Here is a 26329-nt window from a genome sequence, read left to right on the forward strand (position 1 = left end):
GAGGTTCTACAGTAGCAAAACCTGGAACGGTAACAGTAGCGTAGGATGAATAACTATTGCCAGCGTATACCGATGCAAATGTAGTAAATAGTATTAAAGTAAAAATTACTATACATCCTTTAATATATAATTTTTTAATCTTTATACCTCCTTTTATACATGATATATAATAAATGGTTATGCACTAAATTAGGTAAAAATTATTATAAAAATAATTTTGCTAAAAAAATAATACAACTATGTCTGCTGGATAAAAGATATAAAAGAAATATTTTAAGCCTTTTCTTTTTATCCATACCATGCATAGAAAAACAGGTTCAGATAACCGACTAATCCAATGAAACCATGTTGGAATATAAGGAATGAATTGTGCTATATAATCAATTATCATAAATATTAACGCAAAAATTTAAATTTAGTTGAAGACATAGTACCTCTCATTTGTATTTTTTTAACTTTTTTATGACCTTTAGTAAAATAGACATATCTGTATTGTAAATAGGAATTGAATTAATTACTATTGTAAAACCGCTTAGTATAATATATAAATTTCCATATATGGATTTTATATATAACCAGCATATAATTAACGTAATAAAATTTGCAAATACCCCGCTTAAAAAGAATAATATTATTTGATATATATTTGAATTAGCCACTTTATTCCATTTAACATCAACACGTCCTCCAAAAATGATTGGAGATAATGAAACTTTATATAATTTAATTGACAAAATACGAGAACCAATCACAATTTCTTCTACTTCATTCCATAATATCTTTGCAACTATATAATGTGCTAATTCGTGTATAATAATTATTATTATATTTACGAGATAGATTAATAAAAATATATACAGAATTATTTAACCTCTTTTCTTAAATAATTTACTAGTATTGGAATTGTAATAAAAACAACAAATAATAGTTGATATTTAATAACTATACTGAAATAATCAGAACAGAGATATGTTATAACAAATATTCCAATAACTGTGATGGCAAATTGTAATAAATGAGCTACTAAATACATTTTGTTAGTTAAGTTATTTAATATATAATAATTGTCAATGTTTTTCATCTTAATACGATAAAGTTTCATCTGCTTATTAAATAACAAAAAGAAAGCTATAGCTATTATTATAGAAAATATTAAATTTATGGTTATCATAATTTTACTTAACTGAGAATTATACTGTTTAGAAAAGGTTACAGCATACTCATGAGAATAATAATTATTAGCTGGAAATTCTTTGATTAAGTAATCTAATACTGTTTTTTCGTAACCTTTTTTAGTATATATAATTATATTTCTTGGATTATTAATATTAGTCGCATCTAGAGAAGTTAAATAATTCATTATATTCGAAATTTTATTATCGTAATTTGAATTATTATAAGTAAAGAAACCATAAACACTATTATTATTGAATGATATTATACATATATCGTAATGCGTGATGCCGACGATTGTATATTTATTAGTATTTATTACTATGCTTTTTCCAGTAGCATTAGCAATATCATTATCATTAAAATTAAAAAAAGTTTTCAAAACCTTTCCAGATAAAGCTACTTCATTTTTATTATCATAGGGTAATCTTCCTGCGGTTAGATATCGCACATCTATATCATAATTAACAATCCCATTAAATTCATTAATTACACTATAAGGAATTGAAGCAATATGCAGCTTGTCTAGTAACTGCTCACTTTCATATGATTCAGACATTTGATTAATATATTTTTCATCCGAAATAATAATTTTTTCTATTTCTTCTCTATCAGCCAAATTTTTTATATCATTATAAGTAATATGTTTGTAATAATCTGATTCGATTATATTCAAATTAGCTCCAGACGCATATGTTTGATTAAGACTACCATAAACTCCATCTACAATATATGTAGCGATAATATCCTTTGTATTAGGTAAATCTTCATTATTATACCAGCCTGATATAAATGCATTACTGACAAAAAAATTTATCAAGATTAAACATGATAATAAAATTGTACTTGAAATTATAGAACTATCTTTAAAGTGTGACATTACTAGTTTAACTTTTGGTATTTTAATATTGTTAGGTAATGCTATATTTTTATTTTTATTATTTTTATTAATAAAAAAATTAATTTTATTTTTTTCTATTCTTACTATATTAGCATTCTCAAATGTACATCTGGGATCATGGGATATAATTATAAAAGTATGATTTACAGACATTTTTTTAATAATTTCAATAAATGCGCAAACAGATTCATTATCTAAATTATTTGTAGGTTCATCAATAAAAATATATGGAGTTTTCTTTATAAGTCCAGAAATAATATTTAGCTTAATTAATTCCCCACCACTCAATTTTTCAACCTTTGTATTCATATCAGCATCACTAATCTTAAGACTATGAATTAGCTCCTCTAATAATTCTAAATCGATATATTTATTATTTCTAAATAAATAATTTTCTACTGTACTCTTATCTGGTAAAGGATCTTGTTCTATATATGTTATTATTTGATGTTTTGCAGATCTATATTTTTCTTCTTGTATTTTGGTGTTAAATTTAATTTCATTTTTACCATATATTAATTGTTTTATAATACTTGTTTTCCCTACCCCATTATCTCCTGAAACTAAGTAAATGCCAAAACAACTAAAATCAATTGATTCATTTTGAAAATCAACTGATGTATTTTTTAATGTAATACTAGTTTTCATAAACTCCTCCAAAATTAAACTCATCTTTAATTAAATTGTTAAATATCAACTTTTTATACCTATAAACTAATACCAATACTACAATAAATACTAAAGGAAAAATATTGTTATTAATTACCTTCCACTGATTATCTTTAAAATAAGAAAAAAAATTAATAAGAACAACTAGGATGCTACAAAAAATGCACGCATTTTTTTGATTATATATTTTTATTATTTCAGAGGTTATCTCATGTTTATGAAATCCGTAATTTCTGAAAATACTTATTCTTTTTTTTATAATATATATATTAATAAAATTGTTAAATATTTCAAACAATATATATACAGTTATTATTACAAAATATTTTTGATAGTTACTTTTCGACGTAAGATAAATATTTGCTTCGTTAAGAAGATTAATTGTTTCATTCGACTGTATATAATAATTTCCATCCCATAAATTAGTTAGCTCATTATTAGAAATAAAATCATAGAAAGATGTAGTATCCTGTAATATAACTGAACAAAATGTTGTCTCTAGATTATTTTTATTATAATTATCATATATGTAATTAATTGAATCTTTATAGCTTTTAATTTCAAATTTTATATTTTTAGTAGTATTATTTTTATTATTAAAATTAAATTTAAAATAATCATTTGTATCTATATTAACTTCATTGGAATCATAATTATTAATTTTTTCTAACAAAACATCAAATGTTGAAATCTCTATATTCTCTCGCGTATTGTAGAATAATAAATAATAAACATCATAAGTATTTGAATAAGGTAATATTAGGTTTACACTATATGACTGCTCCATCATTTCATTAGTATACTCCTTTACTTTTTTTGATATATCTCTTATTGGTAAATCAGATTTTATAAATTGCAAAAGATAAGTAGGGATATATCCTTCTCTTATTAATTCTTTTGGATTTTTATATAAAGTATTACAAATATTGATTTGATTTTGTTTTATGATACTATTATAATTATATACACTAGCTTTTGTATCTATAATTAAATAAAGAGTAGACATTACAAACATAAGTAGTAGAACAATCCCAAACAAGTCTTTGTTAAAAATTCGTTTGCATATTAAAGAAGTATTAATTATTACTCTTTCATACAAAATTAATGTTTGCTTTTCATTTGTTTTTTTTTCCTCAATTATTTTTACTACTGACTGATTTCTTATCTCATAAATTTGCTCACTTGATTCATACATTCTTTCATCATGTGTAACAATTATAATTATTTTTTTATTTCTATATTCATTAATAATATCTATTAATTTATTAACTATACGATAATCTAAATCATTTGTTGGTTCATCTATAAATAAAATTTCAGCATTAGATAATAATCCACGTAAAACTGATATGATTTTTTTTTCTCCACCACTCATAGTATTTATATTTTTATTTGATAGCTCTCCTATTCCCATACTATTAAGTAATTTAATTAAATCTTTATCACTGTATATATCTTGAATCATTGTTATATTTTCTAATACTGATAACTTTTGAAGCATCTCATCATTATCCTGTGAAATATAGACACTATTTGATCTATTAGTAAAATATAATTGCTTTAAAAGTGTACTCTTTCCAGTTCCATTTTCTCCAGTAAGTAGTGTTATTCCATTTCCAATGATTGTTAATTCTCCGCCATTATATAGCAACTTATCATTAATTGTCATTGTATTAAAATTAAATTCTAACATAATATTCCTCCACCACTTACAAAAATTGAATATATAGTCGATATTTAAAATTTTTTACTATTTTAATTTATATAATTATTTACCATCCAACATACACAAGTAGTTTAGAAGAGCTTGAAGTTCCATAAGTTTTATAACCTTTTATTCTAACGTCTCTAAACTTCCCAGCGGAATATGAACCTATAACCTTTGCACTATCATTACGTGAAAAATTTAGCCCATTTTTTATGGTAGTCCATTGAGAAGCACCTCTCTTCATGTAATAAACATTATACTTACAAGATGTGCTTCCATAATCTTGTGCAGCCGCTACATCAACACTAGATCCAATATTTAAATAATCAGAATATCTCGTTTGGGTATTAGCAGGAAAAGTCAAATTTGCTTCTGCATATGCACTCCAATTGTAAGTAGCAAAAATCACTCCGATTATAATACCGACAATACCAATAATAATCCCCCAAGCTCTTGCCGACAAAATTTCATTATTTTTCATATGTACCTCCTATATATAAATATCAACTATATAACAAATTTAGATTATAATTAAATTGGGTCATTAATAAATTAAGCATATAAAAGAGCAATAAATTAACGTTCAACGATAACATTTGTTCTAAAAGAATAAATAAAGTTAATATGTTAATATTGTAAGATTTGCTAATGATTAAAGATCATAGAGATTCATATTTTTTTTGATAGTCTTTCCACTTAAGATATCTGGATATAATTCCAGATGATAACATTATAGTTCCTATAATAAAACACCAACTTATATATGTTTCATAATAAATAAAGTCAAAACTAAAATTAAAGTTAATCCAGGGAACTATTATCATTCCAATTAAGCTACCAATAAACCCATAATAGAACACTCCCCCGATTATTATATATAACACTAATCCTTTATCCTTCATCCTTTTCCATTTTATTTTACGTTTTTCAATTTTAGTAAAATTATCAATAATATATTCTATATTAAAAAAAAATATAAATATTATAAATATATACATAATTTTATTCATAAATACTTCGTCCCCTTATTAATTTTTCAATAATATATCTAATATAAAAAATTTTAAGTACCTTGCTTCTTTATGATAAATAAATGTTAAATTTATATTCTATAATATATTCCTTTGTTTTTTCGATAATGGAGTAAATTTGCGATACGGTGGAGTCGAGGTAAATGGCAATTTTTTGTTACTCAAACTCACCTAGTATGGGGACTAGGTAATTCATCAAGGTTTCATTATTAAGAGTTTATTATTGGAAATTAACAACATTAAACATAATTTAATCTTCTTAATTTATTTTTACAATTTCCCAATATTAGCATAATACCAAGCAATAATAGTGCCACTAATATACAGATTGAAATTTGTGGATAACCTATTATATATAATAAAGTTCCTATTCCACATAGAGCACTTAATATAACCCGTGAACGTTTTTTGTATATAGTTTTTTCAATTGAGTCTAAATGTTTGTTACCGTCCTCTACTGGTGCAAGTAGCGAAATGATACTTCCTGCAAAGAACATTAACGTGAAATAAATAATGTTTGTCCAAGGTATTAGCTTAATTCCTAAAAGTGCTACAGAAATTATTAGTATAGAAAATATGTAACATCTCCACTGTGTCTTTGCATGATACCCTCCTACATAAGTTCTAAGTGGAATATATGAAAGAAGAAAAATTATACTTTGCCATACCATTCCACAGATAATTCCTATTACTATGGTTGTAGTAACATTAAGTATCATCAAAATTCCTTGTTGCAAACCATATGAATATAATTCTTTATCCTCTGCAATGATTATTTCATTATTTATAAATATTTCTGAAATTCTATCCCAAACAGACACGCTTACTTAAACTTACGGAGTTTTTCCGCACCCTTTGGTAGCTTTGGTTGATGAACTATAAATATACATGCTGAATTTACATTAAATGTTGTTACCTTCAATGCTAAATCAGCTACCACTTTACAACATTTCAACGAATTTTTTTTCAAAGTAGTTCCTCCCTCTTCTTCATTTTCTTTTTATGACTTAAATTTACCATAAAAACTTTAATTGTGCGGACTATTGTTGAAATTCATATATACTTTTGTAGTGAACTAAGATCAATAGCTACTTATTAAAAAAATAGAGCAATCTTTTTAAAAGATTGCTCTAAAATTTCTATATAAACATCAATACTGTAACAAAAAATATATTTTCAATATGTTTAATCTCCATAAATCCATCATATTTTTGTAAAACGATTTTTATACTGTCCAGTCCTATGCCATGATTATGTTTATTTTTTTTTGTAGTAAGATATTCGTTTCCATCTTTTAATAGTTTTCCACAAAATGGATTCTCCACATTTACTATAAACCGTCCCTTGTCATATTTAATATTAATATTAATATATCGCTCTTCCTCTAATTCAGAAACAGCTTTTATAGCATTATCCAATAAATTGCCCAATATAACTGCCAAATCAAAAGAGGGAATATCCATTTTTTCAGGTATATACAAATCAAGAAATATCGGAATGTTTTTTTGTTTTGATTCTTGAAGTTTGAAGTTCAGAATACTGTCAATATTTATGTTGCCTGAATCTGCAAACTTATTTTCATCATTACATACTTCAATCATATTACATATATGCTTTATAGATGCTTCTTTTTCTTCATTTGCAACCAATGTGTATATTACAGAAAGATGGTTCATTAAATCGTGTTTAAATATTTTAGTAGCTTTTAATGATGATTTCATTAGATTAAATTGAGTGTCATAGTACATGTTTTGCTGTGCAATAAGTTTTTTATGCATTTTATCAGATAAAGTTGATGAAATAGCATCATATAAATGAAATGTTGCAAAATTAATTAGTAATATAAAAACAATACCTAAAATCACCTGCTCAATCAAAAGTCCTTGTGCCTGAAAAAGTATTAATATAATATATAAAGACGACAATGGTATTAATAAAAGACAAACCCAATAAGAAAATGGAACCCTTTCACCCATCTTAATATTTTTATACTTATTTAAAATCAGAACAACCAAATAAGAAACTATTTTTAAAACGATAAGACTATAAGATAATGTATATTCATTTTTTGAAAAAATAGTGAAATGCATTCCAGATAATAACATGATAACGATTAATTCAATACATATTAAGATTAAGTATATCAAGGCTATAGCCAAAATTCTTTTTTTTATGTTAGCTTTGTAAAGCATGGATAATCCCATAAAAGCAATTATATTAAATAGCATTGTAACTATAGGGATATTTATTTTAAAATAAATTATAGTCATTACAATATAATATACTGTATATGAAAATAATTCTAATTTTTTATTGGCTTCTTTTCTTTCAAAAAAAACACTCATAAATTTACAAATAATATATGTTCCAAAAATATTTGATATAATATATATCATATTATAAATACTTATATTCATAAGAGTAACCTTTCTTTCTCATATTTAATCTGTAGTCCTCTTATTTCTTTTCTTCTCAATTGACTTATTGGCAGATGAATAGAATTAGACATTATTACCTCATTATACTTAAATTTTTCTATATGATCATAGTTTACAATATATGATTTGTGAATGTTCATAAAGTGATACTTTTCAACTTGATGAAATATGTCATCAAGTTTACCATAAAATAATTCTTCTCCCTTGATTGAAACGATTTTTATTTCTCTATCTACACTTTGAAAATATATTATATTCTTAATATGAATCCTATATGTTTCATATGATTTTTTGTAGCTGAACACCCCTCCAAATTTATTAGATAATTTCATTCCCAGTTCAATATTTTTTATTATATCATCTGCTTTTATTGGTTTTGATAAGAAGTGCATTGGTCTTACTTCAAACAAATCTTTGTAATAGCTATTCTTCCCTGATACATACACAATCTGGGTTATTTGATTGTCCATTTCTTCACGAATTTTTCTACCTACCTCAACTCCGTTTAACAGTTCCATCTCAATATCTAAAAAGATTAAATCAAAATCATTTTCATTTTCCATAAAACAACAAAGTTTTTCACCTGAATAAAATATCTCTATTTGAATTTCTTGGGTAATGTACTTTTGATTTTCTAAAATAATCTTTTCAATCTGCGAACAAATAACATGTTCGTCATCGCATATTGCAATTCTAAACATTTCATATATCCTCCCTTGTATATATTAGATGTTGGGTTTTATAGTAAACGATAATTATTCTTAACAAATAAAATTCATTTATTATTTAAATAGAGCAGGTTCATTTATAGATAAGTAGATTTGTTTTGTCTTTAATTAAGTTGGAATACTATGTTGATTATATGAATTTTGTGATGTAATCTAAGATGTTATTATGAAATATGATCCCTGACTCATTAATAGTAAATATGAAATATAGTATTTTGTAGCTGAACTATCATTGTTCTTTAATAACTTTAGACTTCATGCTTTTCGCGCCTATCTTTCGCTAGGTTTGCCTTTATCAATTATTTATATTATTGTCATATATTAGTTATAAGAATATTCTTTTCGACAAAAGATGTCAATAGCTACTTTTGTAGAAATTTGACATTAATTTATGATGTATTCTTATGATTTGTTGCTATTCATTCAGTGGCCAAATAATAAGTGATAAGTAAACTTACTTACAATTATATAATATTTAAGATCTTATGCTAATTTAGCATTCTTATTCTAACAATATCAGAATGAACTTTATCCCCCATTAATAGGCACTAAAACTCATGAGGCTATTGCATAAAAAAACTTAGAAAACATGGAATAGAATTTTGTTTCATATATATGAGGAGTGTAAGAGTATTTTTACGATTGAATATAGTTCAAATTTTAATTCTCAATTCTAAAATGTTACTTTTTGAATAAATTTATATATAGTATAAGGAGGTTATTATGTTTAAAAAAATCCTTAAAAGTTTTTGTTACGGCATTATACTTGTATATGTATTGTCAGCACCCTTTTATTTGAATAATGTTTATACAAAAAAATACCTTACTGATACTTCTAAAGTTGAGTGGTCTGGTGTAATTAACATGTGGGATATACCTAGGCTTACTATTAATGGCAGCGAATTTGCTTGGATTAAGAGTAGAATAAGCGCATATCAAGAAGTTAATCCTAATATCCATATTTCTTTACGGGAATTACATTATAATGACAATAAAGATATTGCATTTAAAGCCGCATTAAGTAACAATTATCCTGACATAATGCCTCTTACAATAGACAACGAAACTCTACCTCTCGATCATGTTATACCAATTAATTTTTTAGATGAAGAAGATAGTATCATTAGTATAAAAGACGAATTGATCGGAACAGTCTACAAAGATGAAAAAATATGGGGCATCCCTGTTTACTACTCTGTAAATGTGTTAATAATAAATAAGGATATTTTTGATTCTCTTGGGGTTAAAGTCCCTGAAGATTTAAATTTCGAAGAATTTATATCCTTATTGAAAAGCATTAATGAAAAAGATATTAAAAATGAAATTATCCCTTATGATTTCTATCTAGGTGACGACAGCTATTCCTACATGCCATTTCTATTAAGTGACGGCGGAAATATTTTTTCTAATGACAATACTAAAAGTATCGATTTTTATAACCAAGATGTTCTTACTGGTCTACAAAAATTAAATACAATTCATAAACAGATAAATAATTTACCCGACAATTATGGCCTTAGACCTAAAGCCCAAGTCGTTAATGATTTTCTAAATAAAAAAACAGCCATCTTAGCAGGAAATCTAACCGATATAAACAGTCTATTAAGAAAATCTAATCAAGGAGAAGGTTTTGAATTTATTATCATGCCTTACCCGAAGGGCAAAACTGATATGCCGGTCTTTTTTGCTGAGAATGTAGGTAGCTATGCTATAATGGATACAGGCAATGAAGAAAAAAATCAGGCTATATACGACTTTATGAAATTTTTGTTAAATGAAGAATCTCAAAATAGCATCGAGTCTATCGGTAGACTACCTGTAGTGGAAGGATACTCTTATGACTTTGAAACATATCCACACTTAAAAACCATTGATGATAGCAACTTTCTACACATTATGCCATTTTATTTGGATCGTAAACTCATACATAACTCAATAGAAGACGAGTTGAAAAATATGTTTATAAAAAACCAAAGTACTACAGAAACATTATATAATATTCAACAAAGTGCTAATCAAACAGTTGATAATAAAAAGTAAACTTGATAATTCCTTATAAAATTTGTATAATACATTCTTAGGTGAATAATTTTTTTGCTCAATAATATAACTATATATAAAAATGTAAGTATTGTTCTCTAATATACATATTCTTGCAATCATATCCTTGCAATTACATATGGTCGCGCGCAATAATACTTATCATTGGAGGAAAATCGTAATGAAACATATACTAAATAAATTAGAAACTTTTTTAGATAAAAACTCAATATTAATCGATGAACCTATGAAAAGACACACGTCATTTAAAGTAGGTGGCCCTGTAGATATTTTGTTAATTCCTAAAACGGAAAAAGAAATTAAGGATATTCTTATTCTATTAAACAACGAAAACTTCCCCTTTTACATAATGGGTAATGGCTCAAACTTATTAGTATCTGATAAAGGAGTTAGAGGTGCCGTAATTAAGCTATCCGAGAATTATAGTAATTGTGAGGTACAGGATTCAATTTTAAATGCTCAGTCTGGTATATTGCTTAGTGAATTATCTCAAATCGCCCTGTCAAACAATCTAGGAGGATTTGAGTTTGCCTCTGGAATTCCAGGAACTTTAGGTGGCGCTGTAACAATGAATGCAGGTGCATACGGTGGTGAAATGAAAGATATACTAATCAGTGCACATGTAATTGATAAAAAAGGTAATATATTCGAGATTGTTAACGGCAATTTACAATTAGGCTATCGTACTAGTGCTATACAAGTGCAAGACTTAATTATCTTATCTTCTAAAGTGAAATTATCAGAGTGTTCTAATAATGAAATTAAAGAAAAAATGGACGATTTAGAATATAAGCGAAAAAGCAAGCAACCTCTTGAATGGCCAAGTGCAGGCAGTACATTTAAAAGACCTGAAGGTTATTTTGCAGGAAAACTTATAGAAGATTCAGGATTGAGAGGTTTCCAACTTGGAGGCGCTCAAGTGTCACAAAAACATTGTGGATTTATAATCAACAAAGATAATGCAACTGCCAGTGACGTAATTAACCTAATTCATCATGTGCAAAAAGTAGTATATGAGAATTTCGGTGTTAAGCTAGATACAGAAGTAAAACAACTAGGAGAATTTTAGTATCATAGGGTCAATTATTTTTGAATAGGTTATTCATTGATGAGCCGACCCTAGCCTATTTAAGCTTATATGGTGTATCTATGAAAAATTAGATATCAGTTGCGTCTGTCTTAGATAGAGTGAAATCACTTTATAATTGATTTGTTTTTCCGCTTGCAAGTACTGCGAAATAGACCTTGAGTGCTCCATTGTCCAATAATTTTGCACTGCATTCATCTATTGTAGCACCAGTTGTATAAACATCATCTACTAACAAAATTGTTTTCTCATTAATAACATCCTTATTTGTTACTTTAAATGCATTCTTGACATTAGAAAATCTTTCTTCCTTACTAAGTTTTAATTGATGTGGTGTATCCTTTTGCCTAATAAGTGTATTTATACATAGTTTTATATCTAATGCCTTATCCATTTGAGTAAATTCATTAATTATTCCATTGGAAATCTTTTCACTTTGATTATACCCTCTTGTTTTAAATCTATTTTCATGTAATGGAATAGGAATTATATAGTCTAGTTCTTCTAACCAACTGCAATTTTTCATGCTTTTACCTAATACTTTACCCATGTATACTGCAAGCTCTGGGCAGTTAGAAAATTTAATATTGTGTATTATTGTTTTAATTGATCCTTCATAATTATAGAGAGCAAACCCTTCTTGATAATTATAATTATATGTAATACAACCGCTACAATAATTTTTTCCATCATCTATTTCTTTCCCGCATTTCTTACACTTTTCATCACCAACCATGTCTAGACTACTTTTGCATTGGTGACATATAAACTCATCTGAAAAAAAAATTACCCGCTTGCATATTGGACATCTTCCATTTGGGATAAATATGATATCGAGAAATTTATCAATCATCATAGCCTTGCTCTATAAAAATATTGTTTTCTATCCTTTGTCTCAACCCTGTATTTCTTTTAATATTATTTGCATTCTGAACTAAGCCCTGTAAAAACTGTTTTCGTCCAACAAGTATTACCATATCCTTTGCTCTAGTCACAGCAGTATAAAATAAATTTCTATTCAATAAAATACTAGGCCCACTAAATATAGGCATAATCACTACAGGAAATTCACTTCCCTGACTTTTGTGTACCGTAATAGCATAAGAATGCATAATTTCATCTAGTTCTTCAAAATCATATATAACTCTTTTATCGTAGTCAAATGTCGCAGTTAGTTTTTTGCCTTCGGTATTAATTTTATCTATAAATCCAATATCTCCATTAAATATTCCTTTGCCCTTTTCCCCACCTTCTATGGAATCCCATTCCTTTTGATAATTATTTTTAATTTGCATAATCTTATCACCTTCTCTAAACACTGTGGTAGCAATAGATTTTTCTGCTTTATCTTCAGCAGGTGGATTAATGCTATTTTGTAGGGCACTGTTTAACTCATGCACTCCTACAGGACCTTTTTTAACAGGTGTAATAATCTGAATATCTTCCATAAAATTAAACTTAGTTAATCTTTGAGTGCATAATTCTAATATTTTCCTTTTTATTTTTTCCCCAGTAAAGGACTCTATAAAAAAGAAATCTTTATCTTTTTCATTTAATATTGGAAGATCTCCATTATTTATCCTATGAGCATTCACAACAATCATACTCTCTTGGGCTTGTCTAAATATTTTGTTTAATTTAACGACTTCTAATACATTGCTATCTATTAAATCTTTTAATACATTACCAGGACCAACAGATGGTAGTTGGTTAATATCCCCTACAAAGACAATTCTAGTTCCTAAAGTCACTGCTTTTAATAAGCTATTCATTAGCAATATATCAATCATAGATGCTTCATCTATAATAATAACGTCATATTCCAATGGATTTTCTTCATTTTTCTCAAAACTCTGATTACCTTCTCCCATGGCAAATCCGTATTCTAATAACCTATGAATTGTAGTGGATTTTGATCCTGTAGCTTCGCTCATTCTTTTTGCAGCTCTTCCTGTTGGAGCAGCTAAAGCAACCTGATAATTGAGCCTTTTGAATATATCTAGGATGCAATTTATAATAGTTGTCTTACCTGTTCCAGGACCTCCCGTAATAATAATAACACCATATAGAACAGCTGATTTTATTGCCTCGACCTGAATTTCATCTAATTCAATATTATTTTCTTCTTGAAACTTTAAAATAATATTGTCAATATCGATTCTTTCTTTTTCATAAGGAAAATTACTTAAACTAATAATAGAATTTGCAACATTCTCTTCTGCCTTAAAAAGTGGCATTGAATAATAAACTCTTTGATCGTCGATAATTTGAAGCTTGACCTCTCCATGTAACGTCAATTCTCTAAGATGATACTCTACTAAATCCAAGTCTACCATCAAAAGATTTGCACCATTTCTAATTAGACTTTCTTCTGAAAGAAACATATGCCCTTCTCTATAACACATTTGCAAAGAGTGCTTTATACCTGCAGATATTCTAAAAGGGTCTTCACTCTCAATTCCTATACTCATAGCAATTGTATCAGCAGACTTAAAACCCATCCCCGGTACATCGTCGATAACTTTATATGGATTTTCCTTAATAGTGGATATAGTATTTTCTTTATATGCTTTGTATATTCGCATTGCGTATGTCGAAGTTATACCAAATGTACCTAGGTAAACAATACTTTCCATAACTTCTCTATTTTCATTAAAAGATTCTGATATAGAGAGTGCTGTCTTTTCTCCAATCCCTGGTACGTCTGCAAGTTTTAAAGGATTATACCTTATAACTTCTATAACCTGATCTCCAAAATGTTCTACTAATAATTTAGCTTTTTTTTCTCCTATTCCAGTGATAATTCCAGAACTGAGATACCTCTCCATTCCCTGAGTACTGGTAGGAACCTCAACTTCAAAATGACTTGCTTTTAATTGCATGCCAAAACTCGAATGTTCTACCCATTGCCCTGTTACAGATAGGTATTCTCCTCTTTTTAACATAGGAAAGTTTCCAACCACAGTAACGAGTTTACTATTACACTCTATTTCCATAACCGTATAATGATTGCTCTCATTATAAAATATTATTTTGTCAACATAACCATAAATTTTTACCATAAATTCTTTACCTCGCCATATAAGCTTTTGCTTACAATATACTATATCATTATATCATATTTTGGGTGGACGTACGTAGAGTCTGCTTTATCCTACGCAGATTATCCTCAACCCCTTTGGGGTGACCGTCGTTTGCACTTGCTCATAGAATTCATTTCCTTTTCTTGTGCAAGCACATAAAATGATTTAAATTCTGCGAGCCAATCTGCTAGTGCGGAAATTATATCATAAATGAGAAGTGAGAGGTAAGAAGTGAGAGGTGAGATGCTAGAATCTGAATTTTATTTAAAAAAGGAATAAGAGTAAAAAATATCACCCTTATTCCTCTCTTAATTTATTAAATAAGTTCTATCTCACTGAGTGCATCCATATCTACATCTTCATTGTAATCTACATTTTCAAAATCAAATCCATTTATCTTCATAAAATCGCTAATAAAACCTTTTATATCTGATAATTCGTGTAAATTTTCATTATTTATGTTTGCTAGTATTTCTTTAACTTTTTCTTGTAGCTGTTCATCTTGTTCTAAATTATCTGGTCTAAGTCTGTTGACTTCATCTATAATTGGCTGTTCTCCGTAAATCATATCCTTAAACAATCTATATTTTTGCTCTATCTCACCTTCATGAGTTCCTGCTTCTTTCATCAATTTATAGAGAATTGCACCATATACTGGAAATATAGGTATATAAACGCTAGCCTTCGTAACTATAGCTTTACTAGCAGAGATTAATGCTTCACCATTATATTTTTTCTTTAAAATAGGATTCATTACAGCTGCTGTTTCGTCAAGGTGATTCTTAGCCATACCTATAGTACCATGATGATATATTTCATATGTGGCAGGTGATCCTAAATAAGTATAAGCCACAGTTTTAAATCCTTCATTTAATAAATCTGCTTCATCAAGCATGTCTATCCATATCTTCCAATCTTCTCCACCCATAACTTTTATTGTGTTTTGAATTTCTTCTGGAGTAGCTGCTTCCATCTTTTCTTCTTTGAGTAATTCATTGTTTATATCGATTGTGTATCCTTTTACTTCTTTATTAATGCTCTTTAGCGTTGAAATATATGTTTCGCCTGTATAAGGATCAGTTCTTCTATTTGATGCCAAGGAGTATATAAGAAGATCAATTTTTCCGTATTCCTTCTTAATATATGTCATAACTTGATCCTTCATCTCTAATGAAAAAGCATCTCCGACAAAATCTTTATACTTTAATCCTGCTTTTTTAGCATAGTGTTGGAAATACACATTATTCCACCAACCTGCAGTACCAGTCTTATTCTTTTTAGGTTCAACTTCAAATGAAACATTTATTGTGTTTGATTTGCATCCAAATCCTAAACTTATTCTACTTGCTAAGCCATAGCCTGATGATCCTCCTATAATAAGTACATTCTTAGGTCCTTTAAAGCTTTCTTGGCTCTCTACATATTCTATCTGTCTCTTTACATTTTCCTTACACCCTAAAGGATGTACCCGGATGCAAATGTTGTTTTTAATTACGGGCTTTATTATCATTCCCTGTGCCTCCCAGTGTACTTTTTTTGTTGACAAACATTAATATTTGTATTATATTTCAAATATACTTTGATTGTCAAAGGATTTAATGCAAATACTGTTTGCATAATGGTAGGAGGTACCTAATTTGAATATTAATGAAATATTAGTATTAATAGATAAGTTAAATGAGACTAGCATAAATGAATTAAATTTAACAGATAATAGCTTTAGTCTTCACATTTCTAAAAACATAGCTAACACTTCTGTATCACATGTGCCAGAGATTGTCACACCTAAATTAACTATAGAAAAATCTACTAATGATCAGACTATTGAAACTTTTAATGAAAAAGACATAATAGTGAAATCACCTTTAGTAGGAATATATTATGAGGCTGCATCTGTAGATGCAAAACCCTTTGTCAGCATAGGTCAAAAGGTTAATGCAGGAGATGTTGTCTGTATTATAGAAGCTATGAAAATATTTAATGAAATTAAAAGTCCATGTAGTGGTATTGTGAAGAAAATATTCCCTTCTAACTTAGAAGTAATAGAATATGATCAATCACTTATTGTTATAGGAGAAGATATATAATGGCACAAATTAAGAGAATCCTCATTGCTAATAGAGGCGAAATTGCCGTGCGTATTATACGAGGGTGTAAGGAACTTGGCATAGAGACCATTAGCATCTATTCTACAGCTGATAAAGAAAGTCTACACGTTGCCCTTGCTGATTATTCAATTTGCGTTGGTCCAGGTGCTGTACAAGATAGTTATTTAAATTTAGAGCGAATTATGAGTGCCGCTGTAGCTCTAGCTGTCGACGCGATACATCCTGGATACGGATTTCTTTCAGAAAATAGCAAATTTGCTCAAATGTGCGAAGAGTGTAACATCGCTTTTATTGGACCGGCATCTAATTCTATTAAACTAATGGGAAACAAATCTACTGCAAGAGAGATTATGGCTGCTAACAATGTACCGGTAATTCCTGGATCCGATGGTATAGTAGAAACTCCTGAAGAAGCAAATAAAATTGCTGAAATTATAGGTTTTCCAGTAATTGTTAAAGCGTCTCTTGGTGGTGGCGGTAAAGGAATGCGTATAATAAATAGCTCAGATGAAATGGAAAAATTTATAGATCAAGCTAGAGCCGAAGCATCAAATGCTTTTGGAGATGCTTCAATCTATATAGAAAAATATATAACTACTTCTAAACATATAGAGTTTCAGATTTTAGCTGATAAATACGGAAATGTGGTTCACTTAAATGATAGAGAGTGCTCCATACAGAGAAATAATCAAAAAGTTTTAGAAGAAGCTCCTGCCTCGTGTCTTGATGATGAACTACGGGCTAGAATGGGTCACACAGCTGTAGAAGCTGCGAAGGCAATTGGTTATATAAATGCCGGTACCATCGAATTCTTAGTGGATGAAAATAATAATTTTTATTTTATGGAAATGAATACTCGAATACAAGTTGAACATCCTATAACTGAGATGATAACAGGCGTCGATTTAATAAAACAACAAATCAAGATAGCGGAAGGTGAGCATCTCCCTTTTATACAAGAAGATATAAAAATACATGGTCATGCTATCGAATGCAGAATAAATGCTGAAGACCCAGATAATAACTTTACACCTTGTGCTGGGTTAATAAAGGAGCTACACTTACCTGGCGGCAAAGGAGTAAGAATCGATTCACATATCTACCAAAATTATAAAATACCCTTGTATTATGACTCTATGATATGTAAACTAATTACTTGGGGAGATAATAGAGAAGAAGCCATAAGCAAAATGAACATGGCTTTAAGTGAAGTAATTATAGAAGATATTAAAACAAATGTATCATTACTACAAAAAATTATTGAACATCCGGACTTTTTAGTTGGAAATATTGATACTAAATTTTTAAATAAAATCATAAGATAGGTTGATTCTATGTTTAGCTTTTTAAATAATTATAAAAAATTTAAGGTAACTGATAAAGAGGAAAAAAAAATTCCCGAAAACTTATATACCAAATGTGAAAGTTGCCTTACATTAGTATACCATGAAGATTTAAATAACCATGATTACATCTGTCCAAAATGTAATTTTCATTTTCGTTTAAATGCAATGCAGAGGCTTGATTTCACTCTTGACCCTGGCACATTTCGAGAATTTAATAAACTAATGAAGACTAAAAACATACTAAAGTTTCCTAAGTACAGTGAGAAAATAAATAAAGTTATGAAAGAAACTGATATTCGTGAGGCTGTTGTTACAGGCTACGGTGAAATCAATGGTAAAAGATGTGTAGTTGCAGTTATGGATAGTCATTTCTTCATGGGTAGCATGGGTACTGTAGTTGGAGAAAAAATATCACAAGCTGTAGAACGATCAATAAAGAACAAATTACCCCTGATTATCTTTACAGCTTCTGGTGGAGCAAGAATGCAAGAGGGTATTTTTTCACTAATGCAAATGGCAAAAGTCAGTAGTACATTAAAAAAACATCATGATCAAGGTTTATTATATGTAAGTGTTCTTACCCATCCTACTACTGGCGGCGTTACTGCAAGCTTTGCTATGCTTGGAGATATCATACTTGCTGAGCCAGGTGCTTTAATAGGCTTTGCCGGTCCTAGAGTTATCAAGCAGACTATTAGACAAGAGCTACCTGAAGGATTTCAAAGTTCTGAGTTCCTTCAAGAACATGGATTTGTAGATGCTGTAGTACCTAGAAAGAAAATGAAAGAAATGCTACATAATATTCTAGTAATCCATGAGGTGAAACCATGAATATAAAAGAATCAAAAACAGACTCAACATCGACTTATGACATATGGGAACATGTAACCAAGTCAAGAAGTGTAAATAGACCAACTTCTCTTGATTATATAAATAGTATCTTTACAAATTTTATAGAATTTCATGGTGACAGAAACTACAGAGACGATAAATCTATTGTTGGTGGTATCGCATTATTAGACGGTATGCCCGTAACTGTAATTGGACAGCAAAAAGGTAGAAATGTCGAAGAAAATATTGAGCGAAATTTTGGTATGGCTGATCCCGAAGGGTATCGTAAATCTTTGCGTTTGATGAAACAAGCGGAAAAATTTAAACGTCCCATCATATGTTTTGTCGACACTCCAGGAGCTGCTTGTGGAATAGGCGCCGAAGAAAGAGGTCAAGGTCATGCAATAGCTACGAACCTATTTGAACTTTCTAGCCTACAAACACCTATTATCTCAATCGTTATAGGCGAAGGCGGTAGTGGTGGTGCTTTAGCTCTCACCATAGCTGATGAAATCTGGATGATGCAGTACTCTATCTATTCAATTTTGTCTCCTGAAGGCTTTGCCACTATTCTATGGAAAGATAGTTCCAAGGCTAAAACAGCCGCTGAATTGATGAAGTTAACATCATATGATTTACTAGACTTAAAAATAATAGATAAAATTATACCAGAAGAATCAGATATAGAAAAAAATTCTGATAGAACTATGAGTCATCTGCAAGCTAGTTTAATTCAAACTGTAAAAAGTCTAAAATCAACACCCATGAAGAATATTATGAAAAAAAGGTATAATAAGTACAGAAACATAGGTGTTTAAACAACATGAAAGGAGAATCATTTGAATAAATCTAAGATTATTGCAACAGGAAAATACTCTCCTGAACTGGCAGTATCCAATTTTGATCTTGAAAAAGTCATCGACACTAATGATGAATGGATATATAGTAGAACTGGTATAAAAGAAAGAAGAATATCACAAAACGAATCCACTCTGGATTTGACATATAAAGCATCACTAGACGCTATAAAAAAAAACAATATTGATTTATCTACAATAGATTTAATCATCGTCGCAACTACCACGCCAGATTACTTTATACCTTCTACTGCTTCACTTTTACAAAGTAGATTAGGTCTTAATGATAGTCACGTAACATGTTTTGACATCTCTGCAGCGTGTACAGGTTTAATTTATGGTATTCAAATTGCCGATAAATTTATAGCATCAGGTTCTGTAAGAAAAGCCCTCGTTGTCGGAGCCGAAATTTTTTCTAAAGTTCTCGATTGGGAAGATCGAGGCACCTGTGTATTATTTGGAGATGGTGCAGGCGCAGTTATACTAGAGCAAAGTGATAAAGGTATCTTGGCTGATTACACAAACTCATCAGGAGATGATAACCTATCACTTACATTACCCGCAGTATCCCTAGGTAGTCCTTTTAGCTTAAAAGAACTGGATTGCCATAGTAATAATTACTTGAAAATGAATGGCAGTGAAATATTCAAATTTGCAGCCTACGCCATTAAGGATTCTATAGATCATATTTTAGTCAAATCTAATCTGACTATAGAAGACATTAAATATATCGTACCACATCAAGCAAATCAAAGGATTATTGCTAAAGTTTCTAAAGATATGAAAATTCCTTTAGAAAAATTCTACATGAACCTTGAGTATTACGGGAATACTTCTGCTGCAAGCATTGGTATGGCCTTAGATGATTTGTATGGAGAAGATAATCTAATAGAGGGTGATAAAATACTCTTAATTGGATTTGGTGGTGGATTAACATGGGGATCAATTTTATTTGAATATTAATATAAAAAACAAATGGAGGAATTATAATGATTAAAGAAAAAATAATGAGTATTTTAGCAGAAGAGTTAGGTGTAGAATTAGACGAAATAAAAACAAATTCTAATATCCAAGAAGATTTAGGGGCTGACTCTTTAGCCGTAGTTGAAGTGATTATGGCATTTGAAGATGAATTTGATATCAAAATTCCAGAAGAAGATACTGAAAAACTTACCACTGTTAAAGATATAGTAGAATATGTTGAAAGTAAAATTGAGTAAATGATCCATATGAAAAATATAGCTTTTTTATTCCCAGGTCAAGGGTCTCAATACAAAGGAATGGGAAAAGATCTATATGATAATTTTAGTGAAGCTAGGCAAGTTTTTGAACTTGCTGATGCTTCACTTCCATTTAAAATTAGTGAGATCTGCTTTGAGGATCCTAATAATCAAATAAATCAAACTAGATATACTCAACCAGCTATTCTCACTACAAGTATTGCTGCTCTTACTCTTTTGAAAAAATCGAATGTACAACCACAATACTGTGCAGGGCTTAGTCTTGGTGAATATTCTGCATTAGTAGCTTCTAATATAGTTGATTTAGAAACTGCACTATCTTTAGTATTTAACAGAGGTACATTCATGGAAGAAGCTGTACCAAATGGTCAAGGCGCCATGGCTGCAATTATTGGACTGGAAAATCACATTGTAGAAGATATTTGTGGCGAATCTAGCCATATGGGTGTTGTAGAACCAGCTAATTATAACTACAGTGGGCAAGTCGTCATTGGCGGTGAATCTCAAGCTGTTGAATATGCGTGCTCTAAGTTTGAATCTAGTGGTGCTAAAAAAGTTGTCAAGTTAAATGTCAGTGGCCCGTTCCATACTTCTCTACTTAAGAATGCTGCACAAAAACTAGATGAATATATGGATGGAATACAATTAAATATGTGGAATGTACCAGTTATATCTAATGTAACCGCCAACCCATACAATGACCTTTCTTCACTTAAAGACTTACTGGTCAACCAAGTTATTTCTCCAGTTAAGTGGGAAGATAGCATAAAATATATGATAGAGAATGGTATTACTCACTTTATAGAGATTGGTCCAGGAAGAGTGCTAAGTGGTTTTGTAAAGAGAATTGATAGAAACATAAAAGTACTTAATATAGAAGATACTAAGTCTTTTGAAAATACGATGAAGGTACTAGGAGGTTAATATGCTTACAGGAAAAACCGCCCTAATCACAGGAGGCTCTAGAGGTATAGGTAAAGCTATCGCCCAAAAATTAAGTAGTCTAAACTGTAATGTAGTAATTAACTACAATTCCAATGATAAAGCTGCTAGTGATTTGATAACAGAATTAAAATCAAATGGAAAAGAAGCTTTTGCTATCAAAGGAAATGTCAGTGATTTTAATGAATCTAAAAACATTATAGATACTACTATAAAAATGTATGGTTCAATAGATATACTAGTTAATAACGCTGGCATTACACGAGACAATTTGATATTACGTATGAGTGAAGATGATTTCGACGATGTAATTTCTACTAACTTAAAAGGTTGCTTCAATTGTATAAAACATACATCAAAATATATGTTAAAGAAGAAAAAAGGTAGAATAATTAACATTGCCTCTGTGATAGGTCTTATAGGTAATGCAGGACAGTCAAATTATGCTGCTTCAAAAGCTGGTATTATTGGTTTGACAAAATCTGTAGCTAAAGAATTAGCTACTAGAGGTATTACTGTCAATGCGATTGCCCCAGGTTTTATAGTCTCTGATATGACAGAGAAGCTTACTGAAGAACAAAAGGATGTAATTAAAAGCAACATACCTGCAAATGCATTGGGAACAGTAGAAGATGTATCAAATTTAGTAGCCTTTTTAGCATCTGATGAGTCTGGCTATATAACTGGTCAAGTTATCAATGTAGATGGTGGAATGGTGGTATAGGAGGGCAATATGAATAGAGTAGTAGTAACAGGAATGGGAACTGTAAATCCACTAGGCTCCGACGTATCAGAATTTTGGGATAATGTGGTTGCGGGAAAATGTGGTATTAATAAAATATCAAGTTTTAATGCAGATGACTATGAAGTTAAATGTGCTGGTGAAATAAAAGAATTTCATCCAGAAAAATATACTCATAAAAGAGAATTAAAAAGATTAGATATGTATTCACAGTATGCTATATATGCAGCTCACCAAGCTTATGAAGATGCAAAACTCGGTGATTATGAGATAGATAGAGAAAGAATCGGTGTAATTGTTAGTAGTGGTATTGGTGGTATTCAAACATTCTACGAGCAAACAGATAAGATGATTTCTAAAGGACACGATAGAGTATCACCGTACTTTATCCCTATGATGATTGCCAATATGGCTGCAGGTAATATTGCTATCGCACTAGAAGCAAAAGGTCCTTGTCTTTGCGTCGTCACTGCTTGTGCTTCTGGAACCAATGCCATTGGTGAAGCTTTTCATAAAATTAGACATGGAGAAATTGACATTGCCATCACTGGAGGTACAGAAGCTTCTATTAATGAAATTGGAATATCAGGTTTTATGTCTATGAAAGCTCTTAGTACTTCTAATAATCCTCTAAAGGCATCTATACCTTTCGATAAAGACCGTGACGGCTTTGTAATGGGTGAAGGTTCAGGTGTACTAGTATTAGAATCTTTAGAAAATGCTCAAAAAAGAGGAGCTAAAATCTACGCTGAAATAGTCGGTTATAGCTCGACTTGTGATGCTCATCATATTACTTCACCTGCTCCTGAAGGTGAAGGCGGTATGCGAGCGATGAAAAATGCATTAAAAGACGCCAATTTAAATACCGAAGATGTATCTTATATAAATGCTCATGGTACAAGTACTTATTATAATGATTTAAACGAATCCTTAGCTATCAAAGCTTTATTTAAAACAGGTGATAATATAGTACCCCCTGTTAGCTCAACAAAATCCATGATCGGACACCTTTTAGGTGCTTCAGGGGCCGTAGAGGCTATTGTATGCGTAAAAGCTATCCAAGATAGCGTTATGCCTCCTACAATAGGATACACTACTCCAGATCCAGACTGTGACCTTGACTACATCCCTAATAAAGCAAGAAAATCAGAAGTAAATGTAGCTCTGTCTAACTCTTTAGGTTTTGGCGGTCACAATGCGACTATAATATTCAAGAAGTTTTCAGAATAACTACCAAGAACAACAAGGGGTGATTTACGAATCGCCCTTATCTTATATCTGAAAGAGGTGTGAACTATGTTACTTAATAGCAATCAAATCCAAGAAATTATTCCTCATAGATATCCTATGCTTTTAGTGGATCAAATACTTGAGTTAGAAGCAGGAGTTATGGCTACTGGACTTAAAAATGTCACTGCAAATGAGTACTTTTTTGTTGGACATTTTCCAGGAGAACACGTTATGCCTGGTGTATTAATTATCGAAGCATTAGCTCAAGTTGGTGCAGTTGCCTTACTTAGTCTCGAAGGAAACAAGGGCAAAACTGCATATTTTGGAGGTATAAAAAGTGCAAAATTTAAAAGAAAAGTAATCCCAGGAGATACCTTGACTCTGAAAACAGAAATAACAAGAAGCCGAGGAAGTGTTGGCTTTGGAACTGCTACAGCCTACGTAGGCGATCAATTAGCAGCAGAAGCTGAGTTAATATTTTCTATAGGATAAATTTCAAATAATATAGAAAAACCACAAGAAAAAAGCTAGAGTAATTTCTAGCTTTTTTTGCATCTTATAATATCAATTTTTAGCGTACTTTAAAGTTAATATATTGAACTTAAGCTTCAGACTGTTTTTTTAATATCTCTGCCTTATCTGTTCTTTCCCATGTAAAGTCTTCATCAGTTCTTCCAAAATGTCCATATGCTGCAGTTTTATTAAAAATTGGCCTTCTTAAATCCAAATCTCTAATTATAGCTGCTGGTCTTAGGTCAAAGTTTTTATCGATTAGTTCAATAATTTTATCATCACTTATTTTACCAGTTCCAAATGTATCTACATAAACTGATACAGGTTTTGATACACCTATTGCATATGCTAATTCTACTTCACACTTATCTGCTAAGCCTGCTGCTACTATATTCTTTGCTACATGTCTAGCCGCATATGCTGCTGAACGGTCTACTTTAGTAGGATCTTTTCCTGAGAATGCTCCTCCACCATGTCGTCCATAGCCTCCATAAGTATCGACGATAATTTTTCTTCCCGTCAATCCTGCATCTCCTTGAGGTCCACCTATGATAAATCTACCAGTTGGATTTATATACATTTTAGTTTGACCATCTAACAAATGACTCTCTACTACTGGCTCAATTACGTGTTTTATAAGATCTTCTCTTATGGTTTCTAATTCTACTCCTGGGGCATGTTGTGTTGATATTACAATAGTATCCACTCTTACTGGTTTACCATCTTCGTATTCTACAGTGACTTGAGTTTTTCCATCTGGACGCAAATAATCTAATGTGCCATTTTTTCTAACTGCTGATAATCTTTTAGAAAGTTTGTGAGCTAATGATATAGGTAGTGGCATCAACTCAGGAGTTTCATTACATGCGTAACCAAACATCATTCCTTGGTCGCCAGCACCTGTATTTGCTATTTCAGTTTCTACTAATTCACCAGTTTTAGCTTCTAGAGCCTTGTCTACACCTAACGCAATATCAGCAGATTGTTCATCGATAGAAGTCAATACTGAGCAAGTATCACAGTCAAAACCATATTTTGCTCTAGTATATCCTATACCTCTAATAGTATCTCTTACTATCTTGGGTATATCTACGTAGCAATTCGTAGTTATTTCACCTATAACAAGAACTAATCCTGTGGTAATTGCCGTTTCGCAAGCAACTCTTGCACTTGGATCTTTTTCCAGAATTGCATCTAACACCGCATCAGATATTTGATCACACATTTTATCTGGATGTCCCTCTGTAACAGATTCTGAAGTAAATAATTTTTTAGCCATTTCGTTCCTCCAATATTTTTTTCGTCATATAAAATCCGTAGTTTAATTGTTACTTACAATAGACTTTACCTTTTATTCCTTAGTCGATATTCACCACGTAATAAAGACCTCGTCATAAGATGAGGTCTTTAAATTAAACCCCTCATCATTCAGATATTCTGTAGGTATTAGCACCATTTCATACTGCTGGTTGCCGGGTTTCACAGGGCCTAGTCCCTCCACCACTCTGGATAAGGTAAATATACTATTAAGTTTTAAATTTATCATAACATAACAGTATTTTAATGTCCATCGTTAATCTTTAAATTCATCGAAATTTTTACTATTGTATGATTTTATTTAACGACTCAGCCGCTCGGCT

General features: G+C 30.1%; 25 protein-coding genes and 2 riboswitches. Of the genes, 12 read left to right on the forward strand and 13 right to left on the reverse strand.

The genetic code is table 11. From position 1 onward, the window contains the following. Positions 1-437: 437 nt before the first annotated feature. From GC105_RS17725 to GC105_RS11295, 9 genes are all read right to left on the reverse strand, one after another. Positions 438-866 carry a site-2 protease family protein gene (locus tag GC105_RS17725; RefSeq protein WP_425481532.1) on the reverse strand — a complete coding sequence of 143 codons (429 nt, stop codon included), beginning with the start codon at positions 864-866 and terminating at the stop codon, positions 438-440. Next, on the reverse strand, positions 863-2722 hold the full coding sequence (locus GC105_RS11260) for an ATP-binding cassette domain-containing protein (protein WP_193708397.1): 1860 nt from the start codon (positions 2720-2722) through the stop codon (positions 863-865). Before GC105_RS11260 ends, GC105_RS17725 begins: the two co-directional genes overlap by 4 nt. Next, a complete protein-coding gene (locus GC105_RS11265; protein WP_152804807.1) occupies positions 2712-4436 on the reverse strand; it encodes an ATP-binding cassette domain-containing protein in 1725 nt (574 codons plus the stop codon). Before GC105_RS11265 ends, GC105_RS11260 begins: the two co-directional genes overlap by 11 nt. Positions 4437-4515: 79 nt before the next feature. Continuing rightward, positions 4516-4932, reverse strand: a complete 417-nt coding sequence (locus GC105_RS11270) for a hypothetical protein (RefSeq protein ID WP_152804809.1) — start codon at positions 4930-4932, stop codon at positions 4516-4518. Positions 4933-5110: 178 nt separating this feature from the next. Beyond that, on the reverse strand, positions 5111-5461 hold the full coding sequence (locus GC105_RS11275) for a hypothetical protein (protein ID WP_152804811.1): 351 nt from the start codon (positions 5459-5461) through the stop codon (positions 5111-5113). A gap of 260 nt (positions 5462-5721) precedes the next feature. Beyond that, entirely contained in the window at positions 5722-6303 is a 582-nt protein-coding gene (locus GC105_RS11280) for an accessory gene regulator ArgB-like protein (RefSeq protein WP_343030019.1), read from the reverse strand. A 2-nt stretch (positions 6304-6305) separates the two neighbouring features. Further along, the gene (locus GC105_RS11285) at positions 6306-6452 is read right to left on the reverse strand and encodes a cyclic lactone autoinducer peptide (RefSeq protein WP_152804813.1); all 147 of its coding nucleotides are present in this window, start codon (positions 6450-6452) and stop codon (positions 6306-6308) included. Positions 6453-6621: 169 nt separating this feature from the next. Then, the gene (locus GC105_RS11290) at positions 6622-7899 is read right to left on the reverse strand and encodes a sensor histidine kinase (protein WP_152804815.1); all 1278 of its coding nucleotides are present in this window, start codon (positions 7897-7899) and stop codon (positions 6622-6624) included. Beyond that, on the reverse strand, positions 7896-8621 hold the full coding sequence (locus GC105_RS11295) for a LytR/AlgR family response regulator transcription factor (RefSeq protein ID WP_152804817.1): 726 nt from the start codon (positions 8619-8621) through the stop codon (positions 7896-7898). Before GC105_RS11295 ends, GC105_RS11290 begins: the two co-directional genes overlap by 4 nt. A 240-nt stretch (positions 8622-8861) precedes the next feature. Then, a riboswitch (cyclic di-GMP riboswitch) is annotated at positions 8862-8949 on the reverse strand. A 422-nt stretch (positions 8950-9371) separates the two neighbouring features. On the opposite strand from GC105_RS11295, the gene GC105_RS11300 reads away from it, so the two are divergent. Together GC105_RS11300 and murB are read left to right on the forward strand one after the other, a co-directional pair. Next, on the forward strand, positions 9372-10688 hold the full coding sequence (locus GC105_RS11300; protein WP_152804818.1) for an ABC transporter substrate-binding protein: 1317 nt from the start codon (positions 9372-9374) through the stop codon (positions 10686-10688). Positions 10689-10869: 181 nt separating this feature from the next. Beyond that, positions 10870-11778, forward strand: coding sequence for a UDP-N-acetylmuramate dehydrogenase (gene murB / locus GC105_RS11305; protein WP_152804820.1), 909 nt, complete (start codon positions 10870-10872; stop codon positions 11776-11778). Between the two features lie 130 nt (positions 11779-11908). Here murB and GC105_RS11310 read toward each other — a convergent pair whose 3' ends face one another. From GC105_RS11310 to fabV, 3 genes are all read right to left on the reverse strand, one after another. After that, positions 11909-12652, reverse strand: coding sequence for a ComF family protein (locus GC105_RS11310; protein ID WP_152804822.1), 744 nt, complete (start codon positions 12650-12652; stop codon positions 11909-11911). Next, positions 12642-14858: an SF1B family DNA helicase RecD2 gene (recD2, locus tag GC105_RS11315; protein ID WP_152804824.1), complete on the reverse strand. Its 2217-nt coding sequence runs from the start codon at positions 14856-14858 to the stop codon at positions 12642-12644. Before recD2 ends, GC105_RS11310 begins: the two co-directional genes overlap by 11 nt. Before the next feature lie 337 nt (positions 14859-15195). Then, positions 15196-16389, reverse strand: coding sequence for an enoyl-ACP reductase FabV (gene fabV, locus GC105_RS11320; RefSeq protein ID WP_152804826.1), 1194 nt, complete (start codon positions 16387-16389; stop codon positions 15196-15198). 127 nt (positions 16390-16516) lie between these two features. Between fabV and accB the strand changes: the two genes are divergently transcribed. The 10 genes from accB (at position 16517) to fabZ (ending at position 24668) form a co-directional block, all read left to right on the forward strand. Then, the gene (accB, locus tag GC105_RS11325; RefSeq protein ID WP_152804828.1) at positions 16517-16966 is read left to right on the forward strand and encodes an acetyl-CoA carboxylase biotin carboxyl carrier protein; all 450 of its coding nucleotides are present in this window, start codon (positions 16517-16519) and stop codon (positions 16964-16966) included. Beyond that, complete coding sequence (accC, locus tag GC105_RS11330; RefSeq protein ID WP_152804830.1) at positions 16966-18312, forward strand: acetyl-CoA carboxylase biotin carboxylase subunit; 1347 nt, start codon at positions 16966-16968, stop codon at positions 18310-18312. Before accB ends, accC begins: the two co-directional genes overlap by 1 nt. A gap of 9 nt (positions 18313-18321) precedes the next feature. Beyond that, positions 18322-19164 (forward strand): acetyl-CoA carboxylase, carboxyltransferase subunit beta, encoded by an 843-nt coding sequence (accD, locus tag GC105_RS11335; RefSeq protein WP_152804832.1) that lies wholly within the window; start codon positions 18322-18324, stop codon positions 19162-19164. Then, positions 19161-19982, forward strand: a complete 822-nt coding sequence (locus GC105_RS11340) for an acetyl-CoA carboxylase carboxyltransferase subunit alpha (RefSeq protein ID WP_152804834.1) — start codon at positions 19161-19163, stop codon at positions 19980-19982. Before accD ends, GC105_RS11340 begins: the two co-directional genes overlap by 4 nt. A 21-nt stretch (positions 19983-20003) precedes the next feature. Then, complete coding sequence (locus tag GC105_RS11345) at positions 20004-20984, forward strand: beta-ketoacyl-ACP synthase III (protein ID WP_152804836.1); 981 nt, start codon at positions 20004-20006, stop codon at positions 20982-20984. A 26-nt stretch (positions 20985-21010) separates the two neighbouring features. Then, a complete protein-coding gene (gene acpP, locus GC105_RS11350; RefSeq protein ID WP_152804838.1) occupies positions 21011-21241 on the forward strand; it encodes an acyl carrier protein in 231 nt (76 codons plus the stop codon). Positions 21242-21250: 9 nt separating this feature from the next. Beyond that, the gene (gene fabD / locus GC105_RS11355; RefSeq protein WP_152804841.1) at positions 21251-22186 is read left to right on the forward strand and encodes an ACP S-malonyltransferase; all 936 of its coding nucleotides are present in this window, start codon (positions 21251-21253) and stop codon (positions 22184-22186) included. Position 22187: 1 nt separating this feature from the next. Further along, complete coding sequence (gene fabG / locus GC105_RS11360) at positions 22188-22928, forward strand: 3-oxoacyl-[acyl-carrier-protein] reductase (protein WP_152804843.1); 741 nt, start codon at positions 22188-22190, stop codon at positions 22926-22928. Positions 22929-22937: 9 nt separating this feature from the next. Then, positions 22938-24176: a beta-ketoacyl-ACP synthase II gene (fabF, locus tag GC105_RS11365; protein WP_152804845.1), complete on the forward strand. Its 1239-nt coding sequence runs from the start codon at positions 22938-22940 to the stop codon at positions 24174-24176. Positions 24177-24242: 66 nt separating this feature from the next. Beyond that, positions 24243-24668: a 3-hydroxyacyl-ACP dehydratase FabZ gene (fabZ, locus tag GC105_RS11370; RefSeq protein ID WP_152804847.1), complete on the forward strand. Its 426-nt coding sequence runs from the start codon at positions 24243-24245 to the stop codon at positions 24666-24668. Between the two features lie 109 nt (positions 24669-24777). Here fabZ and metK read toward each other — a convergent pair whose 3' ends face one another. Beyond that, positions 24778-25968, reverse strand: a complete 1191-nt coding sequence (gene metK, locus GC105_RS11375) for a methionine adenosyltransferase (protein ID WP_152804849.1) — start codon at positions 25966-25968, stop codon at positions 24778-24780. A 139-nt stretch (positions 25969-26107) separates the two neighbouring features. Next, positions 26108-26205: riboswitch (SAM riboswitch) on the reverse strand. Between the last annotated feature and the right edge of the window lie 124 nt (positions 26206-26329).

The sequence above is a fragment of the Alkalibaculum sporogenes genome (assembly GCF_009362815.1).
In the GTDB taxonomy this organism is placed as follows: Bacteria; Bacillota; Clostridia; order Eubacteriales; family Alkalibacteraceae; genus Alkalibaculum_A; species Alkalibaculum_A sporogenes.